The sequence below is a fragment of the Nocardioides sp. AN3 genome (genome assembly GCF_054653495.1).
In genome coordinates this window covers 226,853-253,026 of the sequence record NZ_BAAIGC010000005.1, presented here as the reverse complement: position 1 = coordinate 253,026, position 26,174 = coordinate 226,853, and the positions used below count along the sequence as shown (strand labels likewise).

The window sequence follows — 26,174 nt, the reverse complement described above, 5'->3', positions numbered from 1 at the left end:
GTGTCAACCGAACTTCCCGATCTCCTCGTCGTCGGCTCCGGCTTCTTCGGCCTGACCGTCGCCGAGCGGGTCGCCTCCGAGCTCGACAAGAAGGTGCTCATCCTCGAGCGCCGCTCCCACCTCGGCGGCAACGCCTACAGCGAGCGCGAGCCCGAGACCGGCATCGAGGTGCACACGTACGGCGCGCACCTGTTCCACACGAGCAACGAGCGCGTGTGGGAGTACGTCAACCGGTTCACGACGTTCACGAGCTACCAGCACCGGGTCTTCGGGAAGTACGACGGCCAGGTCTACTCCCTGCCGATGAACCTCAACCTCATCAACGTCTTCTTCGGGCGCAGCCACACGCCCGAGGAGGCTCGGGCGCTGATCGCGGAGCAGGCCAGCGAGATCCGCACCGAGGACGCGCAGAACCTCGAGGAGAAGGCGATCTCGCTCATCGGGCGCCCCCTCTACGAGGCGTTCATCAAGGCCTACACGGCCAAGCAGTGGCAGACCGACCCCAAGGAGCTGAGCCCCGACATCATCACGAGGCTCCCCGTCCGCTACAACTTCGACAACCGCTACTTCAACGACACCCACGAGGGCCTGCCGACCGACGGCTACACCGCGTGGCTGGAGCGGATGGCGGACCACCCGAACATCGAGGTCAGGCTCGAGACCGACTTCTTCGACGTCGCGGAGGGGTACAAGGGCAAGGTGCCGATCGTCTACACCGGTCCGGTGGACGAGTACTTCGGCAACAGCGAGGGCCGGCTCTCCTGGCGCACCGTCGACCTGGAGCCTGAGGTGCTCGACGTCGACGACTTCCAGGGCTGCTCGGTGATGAACTACAACGACGCCGACGTGCCCTGGACCCGCATCCACGAGTTCAAGCACTTCCACCCCGAGCGCACCCATCTGCCGGGCAAGACGGTGATCGTGCACGAGTTCAGCCGCTTCGCCGAGGACGACGACGAGCCGTACTACCCGATCAACACGCACCTGGACCGGGCGAAGCTGCTCAAGTACCGCGACCTCGCCCGCCAGGAGCCGATGGTGCTCTTCGGCGGCCGGCTGGGCACCTATCAGTATCTCGACATGCACATGGCGATCGGATCGGCGCTGTCGATGTACGACAACAAGATCAAGCCGCACTTCACAGACGGCGCCGCGTTCGCCTCGGGAGGGATCGCCGAATGACCGCCACCACCACTCGCGGCTCCGGGACGGACACCGGGACCGTGACCCGCCTGCTCCAACGGCAGGTCATGCCCGTCGACCGCGAGCTCGACGCGATCGCGCTCTACGTCGACGTGGAGGAGCCTCGGCTCGACGCGAGCAAGTACGAGATCGGCGGCAACAAGGCCGCCAAGGACCTCAACAACGCCGCGATCCGGCAGTCGACCTCGACCGGCCGGACGGTGCACCCCGACCAGATCGTCTCGCGCACGGCGTTCCGCGTGCCGCTGGGGGAGAAGGTCTCCTTCGGCGCCTACTTCAACGCCTTCCCCGCCAGCTACTGGCGTCGGTGGACGGTGGTCACCGACGTCACTCTCACGCTCACCGTCAAGGGCGAGGGCGCCAGCGTCATCGTCAACAAGTCGACGGCCGACGGCCGCTCGCAGAAGGTCGACTCGGCAGGAGTCGACGGCGAGCGCGCGGTCCTGACCTTCGACCTCTCCCTCAAGCCGTTCGTCGACGGCGGGTGGTACTGGTACGACGTCGTCGCCGGCACCTCCGACGCCGTCGTCGAGTCCGCCGAGTGGACCGCGCAGGTCCCAGCCGACCGCGCTCAGCACGGGACCGTCGACATCGCGATCACCACGATGCTGGCCGACATGAGCGCCCAGCTCCTGGGACAGCTCGGCGACGCCGAGGAGCTGGCGCCCTACCTCGACACCGTCTTCGTGATGGACCAGGGCAAGGACAAGGTCACCGACAGCGAGTTCTTCCCGGCCGCCGAGAAGGGCCTGGGCGGCAAGCTCCGGGTCATCGAGCAGGGCAACCTCGGCGGGTCCGGCGGCTACGCCCGCGGCCAGCTGGAGTCGCTGCGCAAGGGCACGGCGACGTACACGATGATGATGGACGACGACGTCGTCTGCGAGCCGGAGGGCATCATCCGTGCCGTCACCTTCGGCGACCTGTGCCGGCGGCCGACGATCGTCGGTGGGCACATGTTCAGCCTCTACGCCAAGAGCCGGCTGCACAGCTTCGGCGAGATCGTCCAGCCGTGGCGGTTCTGGTGGCAGACGCCGCTCGACGGCTACAGCGACTGGGATCTGGCGGCCCGCAACATCCGCTCGTCGCGGTGGCTGCACAAGCGGGTCGACGTCGACTTCAACGGCTGGTTCATGTGCCTGGTCCCGCGTGAGGTCATCGCCGAGATCGGCCTGTCGCTGCCGCTCTTCATCAAGTGGGACGACTCCGAGTACGGGCTGCGTGCGAAGGAGGCCGGCTACCCGACGGTGACGTTCCCGGGCGCCGCCGTGTGGCACATCCCGTGGGGCGACAAGAACGACGCGGTCGACTGGCAGGCCTACTTCCACCTGCGCAACCGCTTCATCGCCGCGCTGCTGCACTCGCCCTATCCCAAGGGCGGACGGATGATCCGAGAGAGCCTGAACCACCAGATCGCGCACCTGGTCTCGATGCAGTACTCGACGGCGGAGCTGCGCCTGAAGGCCCTCGAGGACGTCCTCGCCGGTCCCGAGGCGCTGCACGGCATGCTGGCGACCAAGCTGGGCGAGGTGAACGCGTTCCGCAAGCAGTTCACCGATGCGCAGCTCCACTCCGACCGAGACGAGCTCCCGCCGGTGCGGCGGACGAAGCCGCCCAAGAAGGGGCGCGACATCGTCGAGGTGCCCGGCCGGATCTCGCAGCTGATCAGCGCCGGTGTCGCCCCCGTGCGGCACGCGATCAAGTCGCCGAGGGAGCTGTCGCGGCAGTTCCCCGAGGCTGAGATCCGCGCGCTGGATGCCAAGTGGTGGAAGCTGGCGTCGTACGACTCGGCCGTGGTGTCGATGAACGACGGCTCCTCCGCCGCCCTCTACCGGCGCGACCTGGGCACGTTCCGCGACCTGATGAAGCGCACCATCGCCGTCCACGAGCGCTACCGTCGCGAGTGGCCCGCTTTGGCACAGCGCTACCGTGCTGCGCTGAAGGACATCACCTCGCCGGAGGCCTGGGACGAGACGTTCCGGCCATGGGTCGAGACGAACGGTGACGAGCAGGAGACCCGCGGATGACGCAGACAAGCAACGCCACGGGCGCTGCGGCGCTCGTCGACCGGCACCAGCTGGCGCAGATGCCGCTGGAGTCGCCGGCGGCCAACCAGGGGCTGCTGGAGGTCTTCCGGCGTCGCTACGTGCTCCGGCTGCTGGTCAAGCGCGAGATCCAGGGCCGCTACGAGGGCTCGTTCCTCGGGTTCATGTGGTCCTACATCAACCCGCTGTCGCAGTTCTTCATCTACTGGTTCTTCATGGGCAAGCTCCTCGGGGCCAGCCACGGCTTCGAGAACTACCCCGTGCACATGTTCGCGGGTCTCATCATCACGCACTTCTTCACCGAGACCTTCGGGGCCGGCACCCGCTCCCTGGTGGGCAACAAGGGGCTGATCGCGAAGATGTCGGTGCCCCGGGAGATGTTCCCGGTGGCGACGATGCTGGTCTCGCTGTGGCACGTCGCGCCCCAGCTGCTGATCCTCATCGGGGTGTGCCTGATGAGCGGCTGGCATCCCGACGCGCTCGGCATGGTGGCCGCGGTGCTCGGCATCGTGATCTGCATGGTGCTCGGGACCGCTCTCGCCCTGCTGTTCAGCACCGCGAACGTGTTCTTCCGCGACTTCGGCAGCTTCGTGAGCATCATCAACAACTACATCCGGTTCAGCGTGCCGATGCTCTACCCGTACTCCCTGGTCAAGGACAACCTCCCGCACTGGCTGGCGCAGCTCTACCTGCTCGACCCGGTGGCGATCTCGGTGATCCTCTTCCAGCGCGCCTTCTGGCTCGGCACCACCGCCGACCCGGTGAGGATGGGGGCCAAGACGCTTCCGGAGCACCTGTTCGTCTGGGCCGGCGTCGACCTCGGCATCGCGCTCATCGCCTTGCTGGTCGCGCAGATCGTCTTCCAGAAGTTCGACAACAAGATCCCGGAGCGGCTCTGATGACGACGTCGATCAAGGTGGAGCACGCGACGAAGATCTTCACCAAGCGCTACCACAAGACCTTCAAGCAGATGACGGTCGCCAAGCTGCGCGGCAACAAGATCGCCGACGTCTTCAACGCCGTCGACGACGTCACGTTCGAGATCCAGCAGGGGGAGTCGGTGGGCCTGATGGGCCTCAACGGCTCGGGCAAGTCCACCCTCCTGAAGCTGATCAACGGGACCATGCGTCCTGACACCGGGAGCGTCCTGACCCGAGGGCGGATCGCCGGCCTGATCGCCACCGGTGCCGGCTTCCACCCGCAGCTGACCGGGCGGGAGAACGTCTACCTCAACGCCGCGATCCTCGGCATGACCGAGAAGGAGACGCAGCGCAAGTTCGACGAGATCGTCGACTTCGCCGACATCGGCGACTTCCTCGACACGCCCGTCGGCAACTACTCCAGCGGCATGTACTCCCGTCTCGGCTTCGCCGTCGCCGTCCACGTCGACTCCGACATCTTCCTCGCCGACGAGGTGCTGGCCGTCGGCGACAAGCCCTTCAAGAAGAAGTGCATGGACAAGATGATGGAGGTCAAGGCCAGCGGCGTGACGCTGGTCTACGTGAGCCACGCTGCCGCCTCGGTCGCCAACATGTGCGAGCGGGTGATCGTGCTGGAGAAGGGCAAGATGGGCTTCGACGGCCCGGCGCTCGACGGCATCCGCTACGTCAAGTACGACGACGATCTCGGCCCGACGGATGGCAGCGTCGGGTCCCAGGCGCGGGCCCTGGCGAACAGCGACGCGGTGCTCGGCGCCGACATCTGACCCTCCCGCTTCAGGGCCCCGCGCGGCTTGAGGCTCCGCGGCCCGTCCTTCTTCGGCCCGCCTTCCTTCGGGAGGGCGGGCCGTCGGCTTCTCCGAATCACATCCATGTAATTTTACTTTAATCTTCCAAGTGCCGGCGTGTCGAGTGGAAATTACACAATTGTAGTTACTCAGTTTCCCTTCCCAACGACTGTGACGGATGTGAAAGTTGAGCCCTCGTGTGACTCTTCCCCGCACACCTGGAGCTTTGAATGCACCCGCAGAAGTCGCGTTTCGTCGCCCTGTGCCAGCAGATGCTGGTCATGGGCGCCGTCCTCGCTGCCCTCGTCCCCGCGGCGAGCGTCGTCAACCTCGACGTCGTCCGTGAGGAGCCGGCACCCGCCTCGGTGCCGGCCACGGCCCCGCCCTCCGGCGATCAGGCGGCCGTGGCCGCCTACGCCGCCGTGGCGGACCGACCGACGCCGGTCGCAGCGGGGAAGGCGAGCGCGACGCTGCATGAGTACGCACTGACGGCGCCGGCCGGTGCATCCGGTGCGTCCGGTGCCCTGGCCCCTGCTGGCTCTGGCTCGCACGGCTCGGTGCGCGCGGTCGCAGCGGTGGCGACCCGGTCCGCGTCGACGTCGGTGCACGCCACGGCCGTGGCGGATGTCTCGACCGACACCACCACCATCACCAGCGACCCGCAGGACGTCAGCGGGTTCGGGACGGTCGGCGTGACCTGGGAGCACGGGCAGGACATCGGTGAGGGCGACATCAGCTTCACGCTCCGCACCAAGACTGACGGGCACTGGGGCGGCTGGCAGCGGCTCGACTACCACGACGAGCACGGTCCGGACGCCGGCACCGCCGAGGCCCGTCACGAGCGTCCGGGCACCGACGAGGCCCTCGTCGGCCACGTCGACCAGGTGCAGGTGCGGGCGAAGGTGCGGTCCCAGGACGTGCCCGCCGACCTCAAGCTGGCGGTCATCGACCCCGGCAAGGTGACCGCCACCAAGGCGGAGACGCCCGACATCGACACCAGGACGCTCCCGGCCATCCCGGACGCGGCGCCGGACAGCTCCGGTGAGACTGTCCCGACCCCGTCCACCGCAGCCCCGGCGGACTCCCCAGCCTCTGCGGACCCCTCAACCCCGGCGGACCCAGGCAGCGCCGGCGACGGACTGGAGCTCGCCGCCTCGCCGATCGTGGCGACGAAGCCCTACATCTACAGCCGGGCGCAGTGGGGCGCCGACGAGAAGCTGCGGGAGCAGACGGCGCCCTCCTACGGCACCGTGCACGGCGCCTTCGTCCACCACACCGTCAACGCCAATGACTACACGGCCGCCGAGGTGCCCGCGATCATCCGGAGCATCTACACCTACCACGTCAAGAGCCGCGGCTGGCGCGACATCGGCTACAACTACCTCATCGACCGCTTCGGGCGGATCTGGGAGGGGCGGTACGGCGGCGTCGACCGCAACGTGGTCGGCGCCCACACCGAGAACTACAACAACGACTCCTTCGGCGCGTCCGCGATCGGCAACTTCGACATCGCGGCTCCGCCGCAGCAGGTAGTCGGCGCGTTTGGTGCCCTGTTCGGGTGGAAGCTGGCACTCAACGGCGTGTCCGCGGCTGCCAGGAACGTGAAGATCCAGGGTCATGTGTTCGCCTCCTCGATCATGGGTCACCGCGACACCAAGTCGACCGCCTGCCCCGGCCGCTACCTCTACGCGCGGATCCCTGACATCCGCACCATCGCGGCAGCCGCGCAGCATCCCCTGTCCTACGCCGCGCGCAATGCCAACCTGGTGGGCGGTCCACAGCCGGACATCATCGCCCGTCGTGCGAGCGACAAGCGTGGCGTCATCATCCCGACGACCGGGTTCAGCGGCTTCGCCGGTCGCACGAGCCTGACGTACAACGCGCGCAACACGGCGGTGCTCTCGCCGGACCTGACCGGCGACGGTCGTGCCGACCTCGTCGTGGTGACCCCGAGCGGCAGGTCCGTCATCCGGCCAGGCAACGGTGGCGGAGGCTTCGGCAGGGCCATCGCGCCGTCCCTGGCGCAGCAGGGCCGGGACCTCATCACCGCGCTGGGCGACGTCAACGGCGACCGACGCAACGACCTGCTCTCCCGTGACCGCCGCACCGGCAAGGTGGTCGTCTGGCTCGGCAACGGCAACGGCACCTTCCGTCAGCAGAACCTCAGGTCCAGCTTCGCCTCCTACAACCTCGTCACCGCCGGAGACGTCGACGGCGACCACAAGGTCGACCTGCTGGCCCGGGACACGAGCGGTGTGCTCTGGCTCTACCCCGGCAAGGGCAACGGCGGCTTCCCGACGCGCCGCTCGCTGGGGGGCGGCTGGCAGGCCTACGACGCCATCGTCGCCGGGGACTTCACCAAGGACGGCCTCGCCGACCTGATGGTGCGCACCGCCGCCTCGAAGCAGGGGTATGTCCGCGCCAACCTGGGTCGCGGCGTCTTCGGTGGGACCGTCGGTCCCTACCCGGAGATGCACGGCGTGGGTCGCGTCCTGGGGGCCACCAACGTCCGTGGCGACAGCGGGCCCGACGTCCTGACGGCCACCGGCTCGCGTCTCGATGTCTGGGTGCGTGGCGCCGGCACGGATCTCGGGACGCCCGTCGTCACCAATCTCGACCTGTCCCGGGCCGACCTCGTGCTCAACGTGGGCGACTGGAACCGCGACGGCCACGGCGACGTGATCTACCGCGAGACCTCCGGCAACCTGTACCTGACTCTGGGCAACGGTGCCGGCTCCTTCAGCGGCCGCTACTCCCTGGGCAACTTCGGGATGGTGACGCTGCTGTCCGCGGCGGGCGACATGAACGGCGACGGGCAGATGGACCTGGTCGGCCAGACCGGCCAGAAGATGTACGTCTACAAGGGCAACGGCGCCACGGGGCTCAGCGGCTACTTCCAGGCGTACGGCGCCGTGGCAGGCCAGAGCCAGACCGCCGGCGGCACCTGGGACGCCAACAAGACGCCCGACGTGCTCGTCCGCAACGGCGACGCGCTCCAGCTCTACCCGGGCAACGGTCCGGCCGGTCTCACCACGCCACGCACGCTCGGCGTCAGCCTGGCGCCGTACGACTGGGTGATCGGGGTCGGCGCACTCGACGTCACCGGCCACGCCGACCTGGTGGTGCGCAACCGTGCGGACGGGTCGCTGTGGACGCTGCAGGGAAACACGGATGGCAGCCTGCAGGCTCCGAAGCTCCTCGGAAGCGGATTCGGAGGCTACGACCTGGCCGGGTGAGAGCCGGCGTCAGGAGTCCTCGGCCCCCACGCGTGGGAAGCGGCCCGTGACCCGCTCAGCGACCGCGATCGCCTCGAGCCGGTCGGGGTCGGCATGGGAGACCAGGACGACCGAGCCTCGCGTCGCGAGCGGCTCGGTGAGGGAGGAGAGCCCCGGTGGGGAAGCCGGGTTCACCTCCGAGAGGAGGCGGTCGCCGCCGGCGGACCCCACAGAGGTCCCCGCGGCGGCCGCCTCCCACAGCTGTCGCTGGGTGAGCTCGGCGCCCCCCATCGCGACCGCCGGATCCTCCGCGGACGGCGGGTCCCAGGGCACGAACGAGTCCGGTTGCGACCAGATCTCGACGCCGACGTCGTGAACCCCCGCCGGCAGCGGGTCGGCGAACCGCACGCCGAGCGGCAGCAGCGAGCAGGCGAGGAGGACCGGGGCGCCGGGTCCCGAGCCTGTCGAAGGGGACGACACCCAGCGGGCCAGTCCGTAGGGGCCGGTCACGACCGCGTCCGGACTGCCGCCGTCGGCGACCTCGTCGGTGACGACCAGCCCCGTGCTCCATGCGGCACCGAGGAAGACGACCGTCAACCAGTGCGCCGGCAGATCGACCCGCAGCCGGTCACCGCGCTCGAGACCGAGCTCGTCCACGAGAAGTGAGCCCGCCTTGGCGACCCAGTTGGCGTAGGTCGCGACCGAGAGCTCGGTGCGCTCTCCGGTCGCCTCGTCGTAGAACGTGACGAGCGGACGTCCCGGCTCATGACGTAGCAGGGAGGACAACACATCAGTGAAGACGGTCACGCGCCGACCCTATGGCCCTCGGTCCGGGGTCTGATCGCCTACCCTGGCCGCGTGATCGGCAAGCTGAACATCGACAACTTCTGGGCTGTCATCCCGGCGGGAGGCTCGGGCACGCGGCTGTGGCCGCTCTCCCGGTCGACGGCACCGAAGTTCCTCCGCGACCTGACCGGCAGCGGTCGGTCGCTGCTGCAGGAGACCCACGACCGTCTGGTGCCGCTCGTCGACGACCGGCTCCTCATCGTGACGGGTGCCGCGCACCGCGACGCGGTGCTCGAGCAGCTCCCCGAGGTCGGCGGCGCGGGCGTCCTGGCCGAGCCGAGCCCGCGCGACTCGATGGCGGCCATCGGCCTCGCCGCCGCAGTGCTCGAGCGGCGCGACCCCGACGCCGTCATGGGGTCGTTCGCCGCCGACCACGTCATCACCCGAGCGAAGAGGTTCACCCAGGCCGTCCACACCGCCGTCGCGGTCGCGCGGGAGGACTGGCTGGTGACGATCGGCATCCAGCCGACGTTCGCGTCCTCGGCCTACGGGTACATCCACCACGCGGGCCCGCTCGAGGGGCACCCCGGCGTCGGCCTCGTGGACAGCTTCGTCGAGAAGCCCTCGGTCGACGTCGCCCAGCGCTACCTCGCGACGGGAGGCTACCGGTGGAACGCCGGCATGTTCGTCGTGCGCCCGGGGGTGCTGCTCGACCTGCTCGCGGCCTCCGACCCGGAGTTCACCGAGCGGCTCCGGGGGATCGCCGCGAAGCCCGAGACCATCGACGAGGTGTGGCCGACGCTGCCCAAGATCCCCCTCGACAACGCGGTGGCCGAGCCCGCCGCCGCCGCAGGGCGGGTCGCCGTCGTGCCGGCCGACTTCGGCTGGGACGACGTCGGCGACTTCGACTCCCTCGCTGCGCTGCTCGACGCGGCCCTGACGGTCGACAACGACGGACCCACCGTCCTCGGCGACAAGCAGCTGGTGAAGTCGATCGACAGCAGCGGACTCGTCGTGCCGCACGGCAACCGCGTGATCGCCGTCGTCGGCCTCGAGGACGTCGTCGTCGTCGACACCCCCGACGCCGTGCTGGTGACCACCCGCGAGCGGGCCCAGCAGGTCAAGCAGCTCGTCGCCGGCCTACGCCTCGACGGAGCCGAAGACCTGACGTGACACTGGCGGTGACGTGAGCCGGGTGGCGGCCCGACGCCGCCCTCATTTCACGCCGCCGCCGCGTCGCCGGTCTTGCCTGGACGCAGCGCAGCGAGCGAGGAACGAGCGAGCGGAGCGGAGGAAGGCAAGGCCTGGAAGGCGACGCGGCACGCGCCGAAGCGCAGCGGAGGCGCAAAACTACATCGCTGCGGGCTCGGGGGAATCGGTGTAGGGGTACTTCGTCATGAAGTCCTTCAGCGCCGCACCGGAGAAGCTCGTGCAGTACTGGAAGACGCCCTGCTGCTTGGAGGTGTCGGTCTGACCCTCGCCGCCGGCGGACCAGTGCGTGATCGCGATGTGCTGGCCGGAGGGGAACTTCTTCCCACCCTCGTCGGTCGGCAGCCACGGCACGATCTTCAGCTTGTAGCGCATGTTGGAGGCGCCGGGGAACTTGTTCGCGACGGCACGCAGCTGCGCGACCTCGCTGCTGTCCTTGTTGACCGTCTCGTCGTACCACACGATCGTGTAGCCGTGCTCGAGGTTGTGCACCAGCGCCTCGAGCTCGGGCCGCTCACCCCACGCGTAGAACTTCTTGGCCATGGCGACGGGGGCGACGCCGGCCTCGTTCCAGTGCGCGCCGAACGCCGGGGGAGCGGTCGTGTAGTTGACCACGGTCCCGGTGGGCACGTGTTGCTGGTTGCCGTCCGCAGGCTTGGTGCTGATCTTGCCGCAGGCCGAGGCGGAGGCGCCGACGTCGGCGAGCTGGACGCCGTTGAACTGTCGCTCGTCCCACCAGTCCTTGATCGGGCGGAAGGCGGCGGCGCCGACGATGAGGACGGCGACGACGGCACACACGCCGACGATGGCGAAGCCACGCCTGCGCTCGGCGCCCTTCTGCTTCTTGCGGATGTCGTCGATGACCGCCCGGCGGCTGTTCTGGGCGGCGGTCTTCTTGGCCACGGGTCTCGGCGTCCTCGGTGCGGTGGGTGGAGCGGGTCGCGCTGAGTCTACGGAGTCGGTGGGCGAAGTCGTGCAAGACCGCCCGAGGCAGGTGTCACGGTCCACCCGAACGCGAAGGCGAGGGCCCGCAGCGCCGTGGCATCCCCGTCGCTCACCAGCAGGCTGTCGCCGCAGACCTCGGGCGCAACGCCGGTGACCTCCGTGACCGCCGCGGCGAGCTCCTCGGTGGGGGCCGCGGCGCCGAAGGGACCGCGGTCCTCGTCCCGCCCGGCCAGCGCTCGAACGACGGCCTCCCGGGCGCCGTACCCGAACAGGTCGGCCCCCTCCGGTCGCACGAGTGACGCGGCTCCGGGCCCGTCCTCTCCGGGCGGCAGGACGAGGTCGGCGCGACCCCGGACGACGGCGAACGGACGGTTGCCGAGCTTGCCCTGGGCGAGCTCGGCGGCGGAGGCGATCTCGTCGGCGACCGCCGGCGCCGTCACGACCAGCGGGTTGCCGTGCGCGTCGGCGCGCCCGGCGAACGACTGCAGCACGGTCACGCCGGCCGCCCCGATCGCCATGTCGGTCTGACCGTCGCGCCAGGCCCGTCCGGCGGTGTCGGTGACGATGACCCCGACGTTGGCGCCCGTGCGCTCGCGAACGGTCGCCCGGATCCGGCGCGCCGAGGCGTCGGGGTCCTCGGGGAGCAGCAGCACGGTGCCGGCGGCCACGTTCGAGGCGTCGATGCCGGCGGCTGCCATCGTCAGTCCCAGGAGGTTGCGGACGATGGTCGTCGGCCCGCGGCGGGCCACGACACGGGTCGTCTGGCCCGGGAGCTCGGCCTCGCGGGTGGAGACCCGCGCGCGTCCCTCGGCCTTGCTGAGGACCTTGCTGGTCACCACCGCGATGTCGCCGTCGTGCAGCATCCGACCGGTGCCGGCGAGGCTGATCGCCTCCAGGAGGGCTGACGCCACGTCGTCGCCCTGGCGGATCTCGCCGACGCCGTCGGGTGTCCACACGGTGACCTTCACGAGGCGACCAGTCCGATCGCGGCGCCGGCCATCGCGGCGGTGGCCTCGACGTCGCTCATCCACAGGGGGACGGACGCCGACGCGAGACCAGCGTCGACCAGGCGTGCGACCGAGGTCGCATCGCTGGTGTCGACCAGCCAGCCGTCGAGCAGTCCGCCTGCCGTCCGAGACCCGTAGTGGAGGCCGACGCCGGCCGCGCTGACCTCGACCCCGACGGAGGTGAGCATCTGCTCCGCCATGCCGCGCACATGGTGGCCGCCGATGATGGGGGAGATGCCGACGACCCGGGCGGAGGTCGACGCCACGGCGTCGCGCACGCCCGCGACGCCCAGGATCGTGCCGACCGAGACGACGGGGTTGGAGGGCGGGAGGATGACCAGGTCGGCGTCCGTGATCGCAGCGAGCACGCCAGGTGCCGGACGCGCCTCGTCGAGGCCGACGAAGAGGAGCGACTCGGCCGCTACGCCGGCCCGCAGCCGCACCCAGTACTCCTGGAAGTGCACGACCCGCCGACCGCTCGGTGCCTCGGCATCCGCGATCGCGACATGGGTCTCGACCCGGTCGTCGCTCATGGGCACCAGCCGTAGCCGCGGTCCGAAGACCGGGGTCAGCCATCGCTGGCACAGCGCCTCGGTGACCGCCGAGAGCGAGTAGCCGGCGTCGAGCATCTGCGTCCGGACCAGGTGGGTCGCGACGTCACGGTCGCCGAGGTTGAACCACGTCGGCTCGACGGCGTACGCCCGGAGCTCCTCCATGACGCTCCACGTCTCATCCGCGTGGCCCCATCCGCGCTCGGTGTCGATGCCACCGCCGAGGGTGTACATCACGGTGTCGAGATCGGGGCAGACCTTGAGGCCGTGGACCCACAGGTCGTCGGCGGTGTTGGCGATCACGGTCACCTCGGCGTCGGGGGAGACACCAGGCAGGCTGCCTTCGGCGATGCCGTGGAGCAAGCCCTGGAGGAACCGTGCGCCACCCACCCCGCCGGACAGGACGGTGATCGTGCGCATGAGACCCCATCGTTCCCTATGGCTGTACCACGAGTGCAAGAGGCCCGCGACCTTGGTCCCTGTAGCAGATGACCGGCTTGACTTGTGGGTACGACAGGCATGTAATTCCCATAGTGTTGTTTTTCCTTGATCCGGCGTGTCGCACACCGATGAGTGGGACACAGTGGGTCAGGGCGAGTTGGTCCAACAGGGGTGACAGCACCGCGGTTTACAACACAGGGTCGAAAGGGCGATGACGTGAGAGAGCTATTTCTCCTCGAGCCGGACGCCGAAGATGGGGGCTGGCAGGAGCGCGCACTGTGTGCGCAGACCGACCCGGAAGCGTTCTTCCCCGAGAAGGGCGGTTCCACGCGAGAGGCCAAGAAGGTCTGCCAGACCTGCGAGGTGCGCGATGAGTGCCTCGAGTCGGCCTTGATGAACGACGAGCGCTTCGGCATCTGGGGAGGGTTGTCCGAGCGCGAGCGACGCAAGCTCAAGAAGCGCGCCGTCTGACGCCGGCCGCCGCGCCGGAGCACGTCGTTGCGCAGAAGCCCCCGGGCCCAGCCCCGGGGTCTCTGCTATTTCTGAGGCGCTTTTTCGGGGGCGCTGGGCCGGCCGGTTATGGTTGCCGATCGTGTCTGCGCCATCGGTCGTCCTGCTCGTCGTCAGCCATGACGGCTCCCGCTGGCTGCCGACGGTGATCGACGGGATCCGCTCCCAGAAGCAGGCGCCCGCGCGGGTGGTCGCGATCGACACCGGCAGCAAGGACGCCAGTGCGCAGTTGTTGCGCGACGCCTTCGGCGAGGTGCACGTCGTGACGAGCTCGACCTCGTTCCCGGAGGCCGTCGCCCTCGGGTTGGAGCAGATGCGCGACGAGCCCGCTGAATGGCTCTGGATCCTGCACGACGACTCCACGCCGGCTCCGGACGCACTGGAATGGCTGCTCACTGCTGCCGAGGCGGACCCGGGGGTGGACATCCTCGGGCCGAAGCTGCGCGAATGGCCCTCCTTGCGACGACTCCTCGAGCTGGGCGTCACGATCTCCGGCACCGGTCGACGAGAGACCGGGCTCGAGCGCGGGGAGTACGACCAGGGCCAGCACGACGACGTGCGAACCGTGCTGGCGGTCAACACGGCCGGGATGCTGATCCGCCGGGAGGCGTTGGAGCGGCTGGGCGGCTTCGACCCCCACCTGCCGCTCTTCGGCAACGACATCGACCTCGGCTGGCGCGCCGCGCGGGCCGGCATGCGGACGATGATCGTCCCCGATGCGGTCGTCTTCCACGCCGAGGCTGCCCACCGCGGCGCGAGGACGACGGCGCTCACAGGTCGCCACACGCACTTCCAGGAGCGCCGGGCCGCGATCTACACGCTCCTGGTCAACGCCCGCGCCCGCACCTTGCCGTTCCAGCTCGTCAGGCTCTTCTTCGGCACCCTGCTGCGGATGGTCGGGTTCCTCATGGTGCGTTCGGTCGGGGAGGCTCTCGACGAGCTCGCCGCGCTCGTGAACGTGTATGCCCGGCCGGGGCAGGTGCTCGCCGCGCGGCGCGAGAGGCGGGCACTCGACGTGGCCGACCCGCGGGAGGTCCGACGTCTGCTCGCGCCCCCCTGGCTGCCCTACCGGCACGGCCTCGACTTCGTCGGCGACGTCGTCGGTGCGGTGACCAACCAGGCCGCCGACGTGGCCGAACGGCGCCGGGCCGTGGCGGCCGAGCGCGACCCCGCCTCGTTCGCCGCCCGCCGGCAGGCCGAGATCGAGGCCGGAGACGCCTACGACGGCGAGGCGATCCTGCGCGACACCGGCGTCGTCGCCCGGTTCCTGACCAACCCGGTGGCCGTCGTGCTGGCCCTCGTCGTCATCGCGCTCCTCGTGGCCACCCGCACCGCCCTCGGCGCGGTCTCGGGTGGGGGCCTCTCGCCTGCGCCGGACAGCGTCGCACACTGGTGGCGGCTCGTCGGCGAGTCCTGGCATCCGATCATGCAGGGCAGCCAGGTCCCCGCCCCGGCGTACCTCCTCCCGCTCGCGCTGCTGGCGACCCTCCTCGCAGGGCAGCCGGACGTGGCAGTGACGGTGGTCCTGGTGGCTGCGCCGCCCCTCGCCCTCTGGGGCGCCTGGCGGCTATTGCGTGTCGTCGGCCGCCTGCTCTCCATCAAGGGGGCCCCGCGCTGGCTGGTGCTGTGGGGCGCCGCCACCTACGCACTGGTCCCGCTCGTCTCCGGGGCCTGGAGCGACGGGAGGTTGGGCCCCGTCGTCGCAGCCGCCACGCTGCCGTGGACCGCGCACGCCGCCCTCGGCTTCGCGGACCCGGAGCCTGACCGCCGCTGGCGTGCGGGCTGGCGGACGGGGCTGCTGCTGGCCCTGATGACGGCCTTCACCCCCGTCGCGTGGCTCGTCTGCGTCGTCCTTTCGATCGTCGTGCTGGTCACCGCGGTGCTGCTGCTGCGCCGGGCGGGCGGGCCGTTCCCCGAGCGCTCGGTCTGGGGCCCACCGGTGGTCGCGCTCGCGGTGCCGGTGGTCCTTCTCGCCGCCTGGTGGCTACCGGCGCTCCTGCACGGCGCGGGACGCGGCCTGCTCCTCGACGCGGGCATCCCGCCGACCGCGTCCCCGTCCGGATGGGATCTCACTCTCGGCAGGCTCCCGCACCTGGGTGCGCCCTGGTGGCTGGGCCTGGTGGTGCCGTTGCTCGCCGTGGCCGCGCTGGTGCCGGCGCGCACCCGCGTCCCCGTGCTCGTGTGCTGGGTCGTGGGAGCGGTCGCGGCGCTCGTCGCCCTCCTCCTGTCCGCCGTCAGCTTCCACCTCGGGGCGGAGACGTCGCCCGCGAGCACCTCCTTCCTCCTTGTGCTGGTGCAGGGCGCTGCAATCGTCGCCGCCGTCATCGGTGCGCAGGGAGCGCTGACCAGCGCCTCGCGGACCTGGCACGTCGCCGTCGTCGCGCTCGCTGTCGTCGCGCTCGTCGCCCCGCTGGGCGGGCTGGCCTGGGCGGTCGCAGGGAAGCACGGGGCGCTCGGGGACGAGCCGCCGGCGGAGGTGCCGACCTACATGCTGCAGGCGGCGTCCGAGGGTCCGGAGCACGGCATCCTGGTGCTACACGGGGGCGTGCTGGGAGGTGTTCGCTACACCGTCGTACGCGGTGACGGCGTGAGGCTCGGCGAGGACGAGATCGTCGCGCTGACCCCGGAGGACGCCGAGCTGAGCCGGCTGGTCCGCGAGCTGGTCTCGCGACCGGACCAGAGCACCATCAGGGGGCTCGCGGCCGCCGGCATCCAGTACGTCGTCCAGCCCGCACCCAGTGATCCGGCCGTGTCCGCCGCCATCGACGCCGCCAGCGGCGTGTCCCAGGCCAGCGCCCAGCGTCGCAGCACCCGTGCGTGGCAGCTCGACGCCGAGCCCTCGGCTGACGCGCTCCAGGGCTCCACCTCGTGGCTGCACGTGCTGCTCGTCATCGTCGACCTGGCCGCGCTGGTCGCGGTCGTCGTGCAGTGCGCGCCGACCGTCGAGCGGAGGAGCAAGCGGTGACCACCCCCGACTCTCGGAGCCCCCGCCCGGACGCCCCCCGGCGCCGGCTCGACACGATCACCGGCATCGCGATCGGTGTCCCCGTCGTCGTCGCGCTCCTGCTCGCCCTGGTCCATCCCGATCCGCCGGCGCTCGAGCGCTCCCGGCCGACGACGAGCGCCCTGACGACCAGCTCGGTGGTGTGCCCGAGCGCGCTCGACGACAAGCCGGGCAGCTCCTCGGCCGTGCGGGTGGCGAGCGCGTCCGGCGCGACCGGCTCGCTCGCGTTGACGTCGGAGGCCGGCTCCTCGACGGTGCAGGTGGCTCCAGGGCGCGTCAGCGCCGTGTCCAGCCAGGGCGCGCCGGTGGTGGTGAGTGGCCAGGGAGCCCTGGCGCCGGGTCTCGTCGCGGGGATCGACTCCTCGAAGCCGCTCACGGCGCTCGACTGCACTCCCATGATGGCGAGCCAGTGGCTCACCGGAGTGGGTGCCGGCCCGACACACGCCTCGGTGCTCGAGCTGACCAACCCCAACCCGGGCTCGGCCGTGGCCGACGTCGACGTGCTCGGCGACGAGGGCCCCATGGACGTTCCGCGGCTCCGCGGAATCGCGGTCGAGGGCCGGTCCCATGTCCAGGTCGACCTCGGCACCGTGGTGCCCAGCACCGGCGACCTGGCGCTCCATGTCACGGTCGAGCGCGGCCAGCTGGGGGTGGCGGTCCGCGATCGCGGCGAACGGCTCACCGGCGGCACGACGACCGAGGACTGGCTTCCCGCGCAGCCGCGACCGACCCGCCGCAACCTCCTGCTCGGGCTTCAGCCGGGATCCGGTCAGCACACGCTCACCGTCGCCAACGACTCCGACCACCAGACGACTGCCGACATCCGGCTCATCACGGCGGGGTCGGTGTTCGCACCGGCGGGTGTCAAGCCGCTCACGGTGCCGCCGCACGGCGTGGCGCGCGTCTACCTGGACGACCTGATGAAGGCGGACAACGCCAAGGACGCGATCGGACTGGAGGTCGACGCCGACGAGCCCGTCACCGCCTCGTTGCGCTCGGTGGTGGACGGAGACCTGTCCGTCCTGACGCCCGGTCGCCGGGTCTTCACCGCCACCACCGCCGTCCTGCCGCCAGGCCGCAAGCAGCTGGTCCTGGCCGGTGCGGACGCCGTCGGGGTCGCGACCGTCGTGGCCAGGGCCGCGGACGGCCGCCAGCTGCTCGAGAAGCGGGTGTCGCTGCAGCCGGACGAGGGCGCGTCGCTCGACCTGCCCGACAAGGCCGCATCGGTCGAGGTGACGCCGCAGCGGACGGCCCTGCGAGGTGCGATGCTCGTCCAGGACCGCGGCGGCTCGGCCGTCGTACGGCTCAGGGAGCTCGTGCGTTCGGGTGCTGTCCCGGCGGTCGCCCCCGGGACCCGGTGAGGCGTCAGTCGGGCTCGTAGCGGGGGTCGATCACCGACGGCTCCACGTTGAGGAGCTCGGCAACCTGCTCGACGACCACGGTGAGGACCATGGCCTCCAGATCGGAGCGTGTCTCGCAGCGGTGCTCGATGGGCCGGCGGAAGAGCACGAGTCGCGTGGGCCTGCCGCCCGAGCCCCGCACCAGGGACGACAGCGGCACCGTGTCGACCGACCAGTCGTCGGGCAGCTGGGGCGCGTCCTCGACGGCGTACTCCACCAGGCCGAGCCGGTCGGCCCAGGCCGCGTCCACTTCGCTGATGATGCCGAGCGCGAGGTCGTCGAAGCGCTCGCGGGCGGTGCGGAGCTCGGGGACGCCGGGCACGCGGGGCACCACGCCAGGGCCACGCATCCCGCGCCCGCGCCTGTCCCGGCGCCCACGCGGCTGCACGCGCTGTCGGCCGACGTCCATCGCCACAACGTCTTGCACATCAGCGAGCCTAGTCGGCCTCGCCGTCGACGGGCGGTACCGTCTGCCTCGTGAGTCCCGCCCGTCGCTGTTCACGTACGGCCTGCAGCCGTCCCGCGGTCATGACGCTGACCTACGTGTACGCCGACCAGACGGCGGTCCTCGGTCCCCTCGCGACCTATGCGGAGCCGCACGCCTACGACCTGTGTCTCGAGCACAGTGAGCGGCTCTCGGCGCCCCGCGGCTGGGAGGTCCTCCGCCTGGCGAGCGGCCCGCTCGAGGTGGGGCCCTCCAACGACGACCTGCTCGCGCTGGCCGATGCCGTGCGCGAGGCCGCACGCCCGAGTTCGCCGCCGCCGCGACCGGTCGCGGAGTCCGGGGCGCGTGAGACGCATCGCAAAGGCCACCTCCGGGTCCTCACGAGCGACTGAGCATCGATAGGGTCTCCTGCGTGACCTCGTCCCTCGACCCCGCGAACGTCGCCGCCGTCTTCAAGGCCTACGACATCCGCGGCACCGTGCCGGACCAGATGGACGCCGAGCTCGCCCGGGCCACCGGACGGGCGTTCGTGCAGGTCCTCGGCCGGCCCGAGGATCCCGTCCGGCGGATCGTGATCGGACATGACATGCGGCCGAGCTCCCCCGAGCTGGCCCGTGCCTACGCCCAGGGAGCCAACGAGGCCGGCTCCGACGTCGTGCTGATCGGCCTGTGCTCGACCGACCAGCTCTACTTCGCCTCCGGTCACCTCGGCCTGCCTGGCGTGATGTTCACGGCGAGCCACAACCCGGCGCAGTACAACGGCATCAAGCAGTGTCGGCCCTTCGCGGCGCCGGTCGGTCTGGAGTCCGGTCTCGCGCAGATCCGCGACCTCGTGCTGGAGGGTGCTCCGCTGGAACAGCCTGCCCGGCCAGCGAGCACGGTGGTCGAGGAGACCGACGTCCTCGAGGCGTACGTCGACCACCTGCTCGCCCTGGCGCCTGTCTCCGGGCGGCGTCTCAAGGTGGTCGTCGATGCCGGCAACGGCATGGCGGGGCACACCGCGCCCGCGGTCTTCGCGCGGCTGCCGGACGTCGACCTGGTCCCGATGTACTTCGAGCTCGACGGGACGTTCCCGAACCACGAGGCGAACCCGATCGAGCCGGAGAACCTCGCCGACCTGCAGGCCAGGGTCCGAGAGACCGGCGCGGACGTCGGCCTCGCCTTCGACGGCGACGCCGACCGCTGCTTCCTGGTCGACGAGCGTGGCGAGCTCGTCTCCCCGTCCACGCTCACCGCGCTGATCGCGGTCCGAGAGCTGGCCAAGGCCCCAGGCAGCCCGGTGATCCACAACCTGATCACCAGTCGTGCCGTGCCGCAGATCGTGGCCGAGCACGGCGGCACTCCGGTCCGCACGCGGGTGGGGCACTCCTACATCAAGGCGACGATGGCCGAGACCGATGCGGTCTTCGGCGGCGAGCACTCGGGCCACTTCTACTTCCGAGACTTCTGGCGTGCCGACTCCGGGATGCTCGCCGCGCTGCATGCGCTGTCCGCCCTCGCACAGGCCGACGTGCCGCTGAGCGAGCTGCTGGCGCCGTACGAGCGCTATCCGCTCTCCGGCGAGATCAACTCCACCGTGGCGGACCAGCAGGCCGTGCTCGCCGAGGTCGAGCGTGTCTTCGCCGAGCGTGACGCCGTCGACTTCGACAGGCTCGACGGTCTCACCGTCAGCACGCCGGAGTGGAGCTTCAACGTGCGTGCCTCGAACACCGAGCCGCTGCTGCGGCTCAACGTCGAGGGCAAGGATGCGGCCACCATGGAGCACCTCCGTGACGAGGTGCTCGCGATCATCCGGAAGGACACCTGAGGAATGAACTCGACGACTCCGCTCGGCCTCGACCCGCAGCTGCTCGACATCATCGTCTGCCCGCAGTGCCATGGCGCGCTGACGCCGGTGGAGACCGTGCCCGGGGACCCCACCCAGGGCGGCGAGCTGGTCTGCCAGGGCACCTGCGGCTACGCCTACCCCGTGCGGGACCAGATCCCCGTGCTCCTCGTCGACGAGGCCCGCAAGCCGGCCTGAGGCTCGCTGACATGGGCACGTGGTTCGACGAGACGAGGCTCGACGACGAGCAGGTCCTCTCGGCGGCGGACCTGAGGCTGCGCGGGCTCGCGGAGTCCGGCGCCCGCATCCGCCGAGAGGCCGCCGACGCGGCAAGCGCACTCGATCTCGCCGTCGAGCGGGCGGGCTCGGCGGGCAGGCCGCGCGCCGTGGTGGCTGCCGGGCCGGACTCACGACTGGTCCGTGCGGTGCTGGAGCCGTCCTGTCCCGTCCCGTTCGTCGCCTGGCCCTCGCCGAACCTGCCAGGCTGGGTCGGCAGTCTCGACCTCGTCGTCGTGCTGGCGCCCGACGGCGGCAGCTCCGGCACGGCGAGCGCGGTCGCCGAGGCGGTCCGGCGCGGCTGCCAGGTCGTGGTCGCGTGCCCGGAGCGGTCGCTGGTCGCCGAGCATGCGGTCGGCCGTGATGCCAGCGTCCTCCCCGTCGCGACGCGCGACCAGCTGGCGGTCGCGGTCCTCATGCTCTCCTACCTGGACCGTGTCGGGCTCGGGCCGAGCGCCGACCCGGAGCAGGTCGCGGCGGCCCTCGACCAGGTCGCCATCTCCTGCTCGCCGCACCGGGACGTGTCGGTCAACCCGGGCAAGGTGCTGGCCCTGACCCTCGCCGACTCGCTCCCGCTCGTGTGGGGCGGCTCGGTCCTCGCCGCGCGTGCGGCGCGGCGCGTGGCCGAGTCCATCCGCCGCGCGAGCGGCCGCGGTGCGCTCGCCGGCGACGCCGAGCATCTGCTGCCGGTCATCGAGGCGACTCGTCAGCGCACCGTCTTCGACGACCCGTTCGAGGGCGGTGCCTCCGGGGATGGCGGCGGGGCGCGGCCCGTCCTCGTCGTGCTCGACGACGGCGCGGACGACCCGGTGCGGCACGAGCAGCGTCAGGAGCTCACGCAGACGGCGGACGAGCGGGGCGTGCGCGTCGAGGTCGTCGCCGCCGAGGCGGCCGGCGAGGTGGCGCGATACGCCGAGCTGTTGCTGTCCGGCACCTACGCGGCGGAGTACTTGCGCATCGGGCTCGTCGAGGACTGAGCGGCACAGTCGTCCGTCTCACCGTGCATCTGAGTGTCTCTCTCAGCAACCCTGGGTACTCCAGAGGGGTGACCTCTCTACGAGATCCTCGGCTGGACAACGTCAAGATGACGCTGGTGACGCTCGTCGTCATCGGCCACTCGTGGACCATGCTGGCCTCGAACGCGGGCAACGACCACCTCTATGACTTCCTCTACACCTGGCACATGCCGGCCTTCGTGTTCATCACCGGCTACCTCTCGCGCGGGTTCGAGTGGACAGCGTCACGGCTGTGGGCACTCGTGCGCTCGGTCGCGATCCCGTACGTGATCCTCGAGGCCGCCCTCGCGATGTTCCGGCTGTGGGCGGGGGGCGAGCACCTGCAGAACCTCTGGATCGACCCGCACTGGCCCCTGTGGTACCTGCCTGCCGTCTTCCTGTGGCGGCTCGCGACGCCGTTGCTGCGCTCACCGTGGGTGGCGTTCCCCGTGGCAGTGGCGGCGAGCCTGCTGGGTGGCCTCTACACGGGGGCGACCCTCGACTTCGCGCGCGTCCTCGGCTTCCTGCCCTTCTTCGTCCTGGGTCTGCACGCGAGCCGGGAGCGCCTGGACGCGCTCCGGAGGGTGCCGGCGCGCTGCGCGGCTGTCGCCGCGATGGTGGGGATCTGGTTCCTCAGCGGCCACCTGCGTGACTGGGCCGGGACGGGCGACTGGCTCTACTACAACGACAACTACCACGCGATGGGGGCGAGCGCGTCCGAGGGCTACGTGACGCGCATGCTCGTCCTCGGCGCCGGTGCGGTCGGCGCGCTCGCCCTGCTCTCGCTCATGACCAGCCGCAGCGGGTGGTTCACGCGGATGGGGTCGATGACGCTCGTGGTCTACCTGTGTCACGGCTTCTTCATCAAGGCACTGGGCTACGCCGGCTACTCGGCGTGGGCCAACGCGCATGGCTTCGTGGCCCTCCTCGTCACGACGGTGATCTCGGTGGCGATCGCGTTCCTCCTCGCGTGGCGCCCCGTCGCCACTGGTCTCCTCAGGGTGATCGACCCGCTCGACCACGCGGAGAGGCGGCTGCAGTACGCCACCGACCTCGCTGTGGTCGCGGCACGGGCCGAGACCGACACCCGGACCGATCGGGCGTCGATGCACCAGACCGCCGATCGGGAGGCTGTCGCCGCCGGTCGCTAGCCTTCGCTCATGACCACCCCACCGAGCTCTGCGCTCCACTCGCTGCGCTCGCTCCACGCACAACTCGGCGGGGACCCCGGATGAGCGCGGGGCTGTTCGGTCTGTTGGACGACGTCGCGGCGATCGCGAAGCTGGCAGCCGCCTCGATCGACGACGTCGGCGCCGCGGCCGGGAAGGCGACGGCGAAGGCGGCCGGCGTGGTCGTCGACGACACCGCGGTCACCCCGCAGTACGTCCAAGGCATCGCCGCCGAGCGCGAGATCCCGATCGTCAAGAAGATCGCGATCGGCTCCCTGCGCAACAAGCTGCTCATCATCCTGCCCGTCGCGCTCGTGCTCAGCCAGTGGATGGAGTGGCTGATCGCGCCGATCCTCATGGTCGGCGGCGCCTACCTCGCCTTCGAGGGCGCCGAGAAGGTCTGGGAGGGGTTGCGCCACCACGACGACCACGTCGGCGACCTGCCGACGCCGACCGGCGACGGCACCGACGAGAAGTCGCTGGTGGCCAGCGCCATCCGCACGGACCTCATCCTCTCCACCGAGATCATGGTGATCGCGCTGAAGGAGGTCGCGCACGAGTCGTTCTGGACCCGCCTGGCCATCCTGGTGGTGGTCGCGATCGCGCTCACGATCGGGGTGTACGGCGTCGTCGGGCTCATCGTGAAGATGGACGACGCCGGGCTGAGCCTGGCGCAGCGCCGCTCCCGCCTCAGCCGAGCCGTCGGCCGTGGCCTCGTGGCGGCCATGCCTCGCCTGCTCTCGGTCATCTCGGTCGTCGGCGTCATCGCGATGCTCTGGGTCGGGGGCCACATCCTGCTCACCAACGCCGCCGAGGTCGGCTGGCACTGGCCCTACGACCGCGTGCACCACGCGGAGGAGCACCTCCACGATGCGGTGCACGGGGTCGGCGCCCCGCTCGGCTGGCTCTTCAACACGTTCGTGTCCTTCGTCGTCGGCCTGGTCGTGGGTGGCCTGCTCGTGCTCGTGACCCACCTGCTGCCGTTCGGGCAGAAGGGAGCCGCCGGCGCAGATTGAGCGGCGCGGCGCACACGCTTGTAGTCTGCTGAGCAACGTCATGCGCGGGAGATCCCGAAGGAGCGCAGATGCGCCGCAGGACGTCGCCTCCAGCACAAGGAAGTTGTCATGGACTACAAGGTTGCTGACCTGAGCCTGGCCGAGTTCGGCCGCAAGGAGATCACCCTCGCCGAGCACGAGATGCCCGGCCTCATGGCGCTGCGTGCGCGCTACAGCGAGAGCAAGCCGTTGGCAGGCGCCCGCATCGCGGGCTCGCTCCACATGACCATCCAGACCGCCGTCCTCATCGAGACGCTGGTCGCCCTCGGCGCCGACGTGCGCTGGGCCTCCTGCAACATCTTCTCGACCCAGGACCATGCCGCCGCCGCCGTCGTCGTCGGCCCGAACGGCACGGTCGACGCCCCGCAGGGCACGCCCGTCTTCGCCTGGAAGGGCGAGACGCTGGCGGAGTACTGGGACCTCGCCGAGCAGGTCTTCGACTTCGGTGGCGAGGGCCCGAACATGCTCCTCGACGACGGTGGCGACATCACCCTGCTCGTCCACAAGGGCGTCGAGTTCGAGAAGGCAGGCGCGGTCCCGTCGCCCGACACCACTGACAACCACGAGTTCAAGGAGGTGCTGCGCGTCCTCGGCCGTTCGCTCGAGAGCGACCCGCAGCGCTGGACCACCATCGCCAACGCCATCAAGGGCGTCTCCGAGGAGACCACCACCGGCGTGCACCGCCTCTACGAGCGGTTCAAGGAGGGCTCCCTGCTCTTCCCGGCGATCAACGTCAACGACTCGGTCACCAAGTCGAAGTTCGACAACAAGTACGGCACCCGGCACTCGGCGATCGACGGCATCAACCGTGGCACCGACATCCTCATCGGCGGCAAGGTCGCCGTCGTCTGCGGCTACGGCGATGTCGGCAAGGGCACGGCCGAGGCGCTGCGCGGCCAGGGCGCTCGGGTCATCGTCACCGAGATCGACCCCATCAACGCCCTCCAGGCGGCGATGGACGGCTACGCGGTCAAGCGCCTCGAGAGCGTCGTCGCCGAGGGCGATATCTTCATCACCACCACGGGCAACTACAACATCATCCGTGTCGAGCACTTCGAGCAGATGAAGCACAACGCCCTCGTCGGCAACATCGGCCACTTCGACAACGAGATCGACATGGCTGGGCTCGCCGCGGTCCCCGGGATCGTCAAGCAGAACATCAAGCCGCAGGTCGACACCTGGACCTTCCCCGACGGCAAGTCGGTGATCGTCCTGTCCGAGGGACGGCTCTACAACCTCGGCAACGCGACCGGACACCCCTCCTTCGTCATGTCGAACTCCTTCACCAACCAGGTGCTGGCGCAGATCGAGCTCTTCACGAAGACCGACGACTACCCCGTCGGCGTCTTCGTGCTGCCGAAGATCCTCGACGAAGAGGTCGCCCGGCTCCACCTCGAGGCCCTGGGTGTCGAGCTCACGCAGCTGAGCCAGGAGCAGGCCGACTACATCGGCGTCCCGGTGGAGGGTCCGTACAAGCCCGAGCACTATCGGTACTGATGGCGCTCGCTCCGCTCGCGCGGCTCGGCGCCTCGTAACCCTCGCCTTCCCTCCCGCCGCTCGGTCGTTCCTCCCTCGCTCTGGTCAGTCCAGACGAGGGCGGCGCCGAGCGGTGTGGATGGCAGTTCTCAGTGTTTTCGTACATGGCTAGGGCACAATCGAACTCATGAGCAACACCATCGACCCGGGCGCGAAGGGTCGAATCCTCGTCGTCGACGACGACGCCTCACTCGCGGAGATGCTGTCCATCGTGCTGCGTCAGGAGGGCTTCGACTCGGAGCTTTGCGGACGGGGTGACGAGGCGATGGCGGCGTACCACGACTACCGGCCGGACCTGGTCCTCCTGGACCTGATGCTCCCGGGCCTGGACGGGATCGAGGTCTGCAAGCGGATCCGCGCCGAGTCCGGCGTGCCGATCGTGATGCTGACCGCCAAGGGTGACACGGTCGACGTGGTCGTCGGGCTCGAGTCGGGCGCCGACGACTACGTCGTGAAGCCGTTCAAGCCCAAGGAGCTCATCGCCCGCATCCGTGCTCGGATGCGCCGCTTCGACGACCTCGACACCGAGTCGCTGACGATCGGTGACCTGCTGATCGACGTCGCCGGCCACACGGTGACGCGCGACGGCGTGCCGATCGGGCTCACGCCCCTCGAGTTCGACCTCCTGGTCTGCCTGGCGCGCAAGCCGCACCAGGTCTTCTCCCGCGAGGTGCTCCTCGAGCAGGTGTGGGGCTACCGGCACGCAGCCGACACGCGGCTGGTGAACGTCCACGTCCAGCGCCTGCGCTCCAAGGTCGAGCACGACCCCGAGAACCCGGAGATCGTGGTGACCGTGCGCGGCGTGGGCTACAAGGCAGGCGGCCAGTAGGTCGG

At 70.3% G+C, this 26,174-nt stretch carries 22 protein-coding genes; 17 read left to right on the top strand and 5 right to left on the bottom strand.

The features are described 5' to 3' along the window. The 5 genes from glf to ACYQ1K_RS08570 all read left to right on the top strand — a co-directional run bounded on the left by glf (position 1) and on the right by ACYQ1K_RS08570 (position 8,207). Positions 1-1,182 carry a UDP-galactopyranose mutase gene (glf, locus tag ACYQ1K_RS08590; RefSeq protein WP_459982411.1) on the top strand — a complete coding sequence of 394 codons (1,182 nt, stop codon included), beginning with the start codon at positions 1-3 and terminating at the stop codon, positions 1,180-1,182. Then, the gene (locus tag ACYQ1K_RS08585) at positions 1,179-3,227 is read left to right on the top strand and encodes a glycosyltransferase (RefSeq protein WP_459982410.1); all 2,049 of its coding nucleotides are present in this window, start codon (positions 1,179-1,181) and stop codon (positions 3,225-3,227) included. The genes glf and ACYQ1K_RS08585 overlap by 4 nt, the downstream gene beginning before the upstream one ends. Further along, entirely contained in the window at positions 3,224-4,144 is a 921-nt protein-coding gene (locus ACYQ1K_RS08580) for an ABC transporter permease (RefSeq protein WP_459982409.1), read from the top strand. Before ACYQ1K_RS08585 ends, ACYQ1K_RS08580 begins: the two co-directional genes overlap by 4 nt. After that, positions 4,144-4,950, top strand: coding sequence for an ABC transporter ATP-binding protein (locus ACYQ1K_RS08575; RefSeq protein ID WP_459982408.1), 807 nt, complete (start codon positions 4,144-4,146; stop codon positions 4,948-4,950). Before ACYQ1K_RS08580 ends, ACYQ1K_RS08575 begins: the two co-directional genes overlap by 1 nt. 251 nt (positions 4,951-5,201) lie before the next feature. Then, positions 5,202-8,207, top strand: coding sequence for an FG-GAP-like repeat-containing protein (locus ACYQ1K_RS08570; protein ID WP_459982407.1), 3,006 nt, complete (start codon positions 5,202-5,204; stop codon positions 8,205-8,207). A 9-nt stretch (positions 8,208-8,216) separates the two neighbouring features. On the opposite strand, the gene ACYQ1K_RS08565 is transcribed toward ACYQ1K_RS08570, so the two are convergent. Next, positions 8,217-8,993, bottom strand: coding sequence for a TIGR03089 family protein (locus tag ACYQ1K_RS08565; protein WP_459982406.1), 777 nt, complete (start codon positions 8,991-8,993; stop codon positions 8,217-8,219). A gap of 51 nt (positions 8,994-9,044) precedes the next feature. Here ACYQ1K_RS08565 and ACYQ1K_RS08560 point away from each other — a divergent pair, with 51 nt between their 5' ends. After that, entirely contained in the window at positions 9,045-10,145 is a 1,101-nt protein-coding gene (locus ACYQ1K_RS08560; RefSeq protein WP_459982405.1) for a mannose-1-phosphate guanylyltransferase, read from the top strand. A 177-nt stretch (positions 10,146-10,322) separates the two neighbouring features. Here ACYQ1K_RS08560 and ACYQ1K_RS08555 read toward each other — a convergent pair whose 3' ends face one another. Genes ACYQ1K_RS08555 through cofD form a run of 3 tightly spaced genes read right to left on the bottom strand, consistent with a single transcriptional unit; the run spans position 10,323 to position 13,104 of the window. Continuing rightward, positions 10,323-11,084 (bottom strand): DUF3105 domain-containing protein, encoded by a 762-nt coding sequence (locus ACYQ1K_RS08555; protein ID WP_459982404.1) that lies wholly within the window; start codon positions 11,082-11,084, stop codon positions 10,323-10,325. 47 nt (positions 11,085-11,131) lie between these two features. Continuing rightward, positions 11,132-12,094 carry a coenzyme F420-0:L-glutamate ligase gene (locus ACYQ1K_RS08550; protein WP_459982403.1) on the bottom strand — a complete coding sequence of 321 codons (963 nt, stop codon included), beginning with the start codon at positions 12,092-12,094 and terminating at the stop codon, positions 11,132-11,134. Beyond that, positions 12,091-13,104 carry a 2-phospho-L-lactate transferase gene (gene cofD / locus ACYQ1K_RS08545; protein ID WP_459982402.1) on the bottom strand — a complete coding sequence of 338 codons (1,014 nt, stop codon included), beginning with the start codon at positions 13,102-13,104 and terminating at the stop codon, positions 12,091-12,093. The genes ACYQ1K_RS08550 and cofD overlap by 4 nt, the downstream gene beginning before the upstream one ends. Positions 13,105-13,341: 237 nt before the next feature. Between cofD and ACYQ1K_RS08540 the strand changes: the two genes are divergently transcribed. From ACYQ1K_RS08540 to ACYQ1K_RS08530, 3 genes are all read left to right on the top strand, one after another. Continuing rightward, positions 13,342-13,596, top strand: coding sequence for a WhiB family transcriptional regulator (locus ACYQ1K_RS08540; RefSeq protein ID WP_459982401.1), 255 nt, complete (start codon positions 13,342-13,344; stop codon positions 13,594-13,596). 121 nt (positions 13,597-13,717) lie between these two features. Next, on the top strand, positions 13,718-16,600 hold the full coding sequence (locus ACYQ1K_RS08535) for a glycosyltransferase family 2 protein (protein WP_459982400.1): 2,883 nt from the start codon (positions 13,718-13,720) through the stop codon (positions 16,598-16,600). Continuing rightward, on the top strand, positions 16,597-18,000 hold the full coding sequence (locus ACYQ1K_RS08530; RefSeq protein ID WP_459982399.1) for a DUF5719 family protein: 1,404 nt from the start codon (positions 16,597-16,599) through the stop codon (positions 17,998-18,000). The genes ACYQ1K_RS08535 and ACYQ1K_RS08530 overlap by 4 nt, the downstream gene beginning before the upstream one ends. A 4-nt stretch (positions 18,001-18,004) precedes the next feature. Here the strand turns inward: ACYQ1K_RS08530 and ACYQ1K_RS08525 are convergent, their stop codons facing one another. Further along, positions 18,005-18,466, bottom strand: a complete 462-nt coding sequence (locus tag ACYQ1K_RS08525) for a metallopeptidase family protein (protein WP_459982398.1) — start codon at positions 18,464-18,466, stop codon at positions 18,005-18,007. Positions 18,467-18,516: 50 nt separating this feature from the next. Here ACYQ1K_RS08525 and ACYQ1K_RS08520 point away from each other — a divergent pair, with 50 nt between their 5' ends. The 8 genes from ACYQ1K_RS08520 (at position 18,517) to mtrA (ending at position 26,169) form a co-directional block, all read left to right on the top strand. After that, positions 18,517-18,876 carry a DUF3499 domain-containing protein gene (locus tag ACYQ1K_RS08520; protein ID WP_459982397.1) on the top strand — a complete coding sequence of 120 codons (360 nt, stop codon included), beginning with the start codon at positions 18,517-18,519 and terminating at the stop codon, positions 18,874-18,876. 20 nt (positions 18,877-18,896) lie between these two features. Next, on the top strand, positions 18,897-20,291 hold the full coding sequence (locus tag ACYQ1K_RS08515; protein ID WP_459982396.1) for a phosphomannomutase/phosphoglucomutase: 1,395 nt from the start codon (positions 18,897-18,899) through the stop codon (positions 20,289-20,291). A 3-nt stretch (positions 20,292-20,294) separates the two neighbouring features. Then, positions 20,295-20,507 (top strand): Trm112 family protein, encoded by a 213-nt coding sequence (locus ACYQ1K_RS08510; protein WP_459982395.1) that lies wholly within the window; start codon positions 20,295-20,297, stop codon positions 20,505-20,507. 11 nt (positions 20,508-20,518) lie between these two features. Beyond that, positions 20,519-21,562 carry an SIS domain-containing protein gene (locus ACYQ1K_RS08505; protein ID WP_459982394.1) on the top strand — a complete coding sequence of 348 codons (1,044 nt, stop codon included), beginning with the start codon at positions 20,519-20,521 and terminating at the stop codon, positions 21,560-21,562. A 68-nt stretch (positions 21,563-21,630) separates the two neighbouring features. Continuing rightward, positions 21,631-22,731 carry an acyltransferase family protein gene (locus ACYQ1K_RS08500; RefSeq protein WP_459982393.1) on the top strand — a complete coding sequence of 367 codons (1,101 nt, stop codon included), beginning with the start codon at positions 21,631-21,633 and terminating at the stop codon, positions 22,729-22,731. An 80-nt stretch (positions 22,732-22,811) separates the two neighbouring features. Further along, positions 22,812-23,765, top strand: a complete 954-nt coding sequence (locus tag ACYQ1K_RS08495) for a DUF808 domain-containing protein (RefSeq protein WP_459982392.1) — start codon at positions 22,812-22,814, stop codon at positions 23,763-23,765. A 108-nt stretch (positions 23,766-23,873) separates the two neighbouring features. Next, on the top strand, positions 23,874-25,301 hold the full coding sequence (ahcY, locus tag ACYQ1K_RS08490) for an adenosylhomocysteinase (protein ID WP_459982391.1): 1,428 nt from the start codon (positions 23,874-23,876) through the stop codon (positions 25,299-25,301). A 166-nt stretch (positions 25,302-25,467) separates the two neighbouring features. Continuing rightward, a complete protein-coding gene (gene mtrA / locus ACYQ1K_RS08485; RefSeq protein ID WP_459982390.1) occupies positions 25,468-26,169 on the top strand; it encodes an MtrAB system response regulator MtrA in 702 nt (233 codons plus the stop codon). The last annotated feature ends 5 nt before the right edge of the window (positions 26,170-26,174 follow it).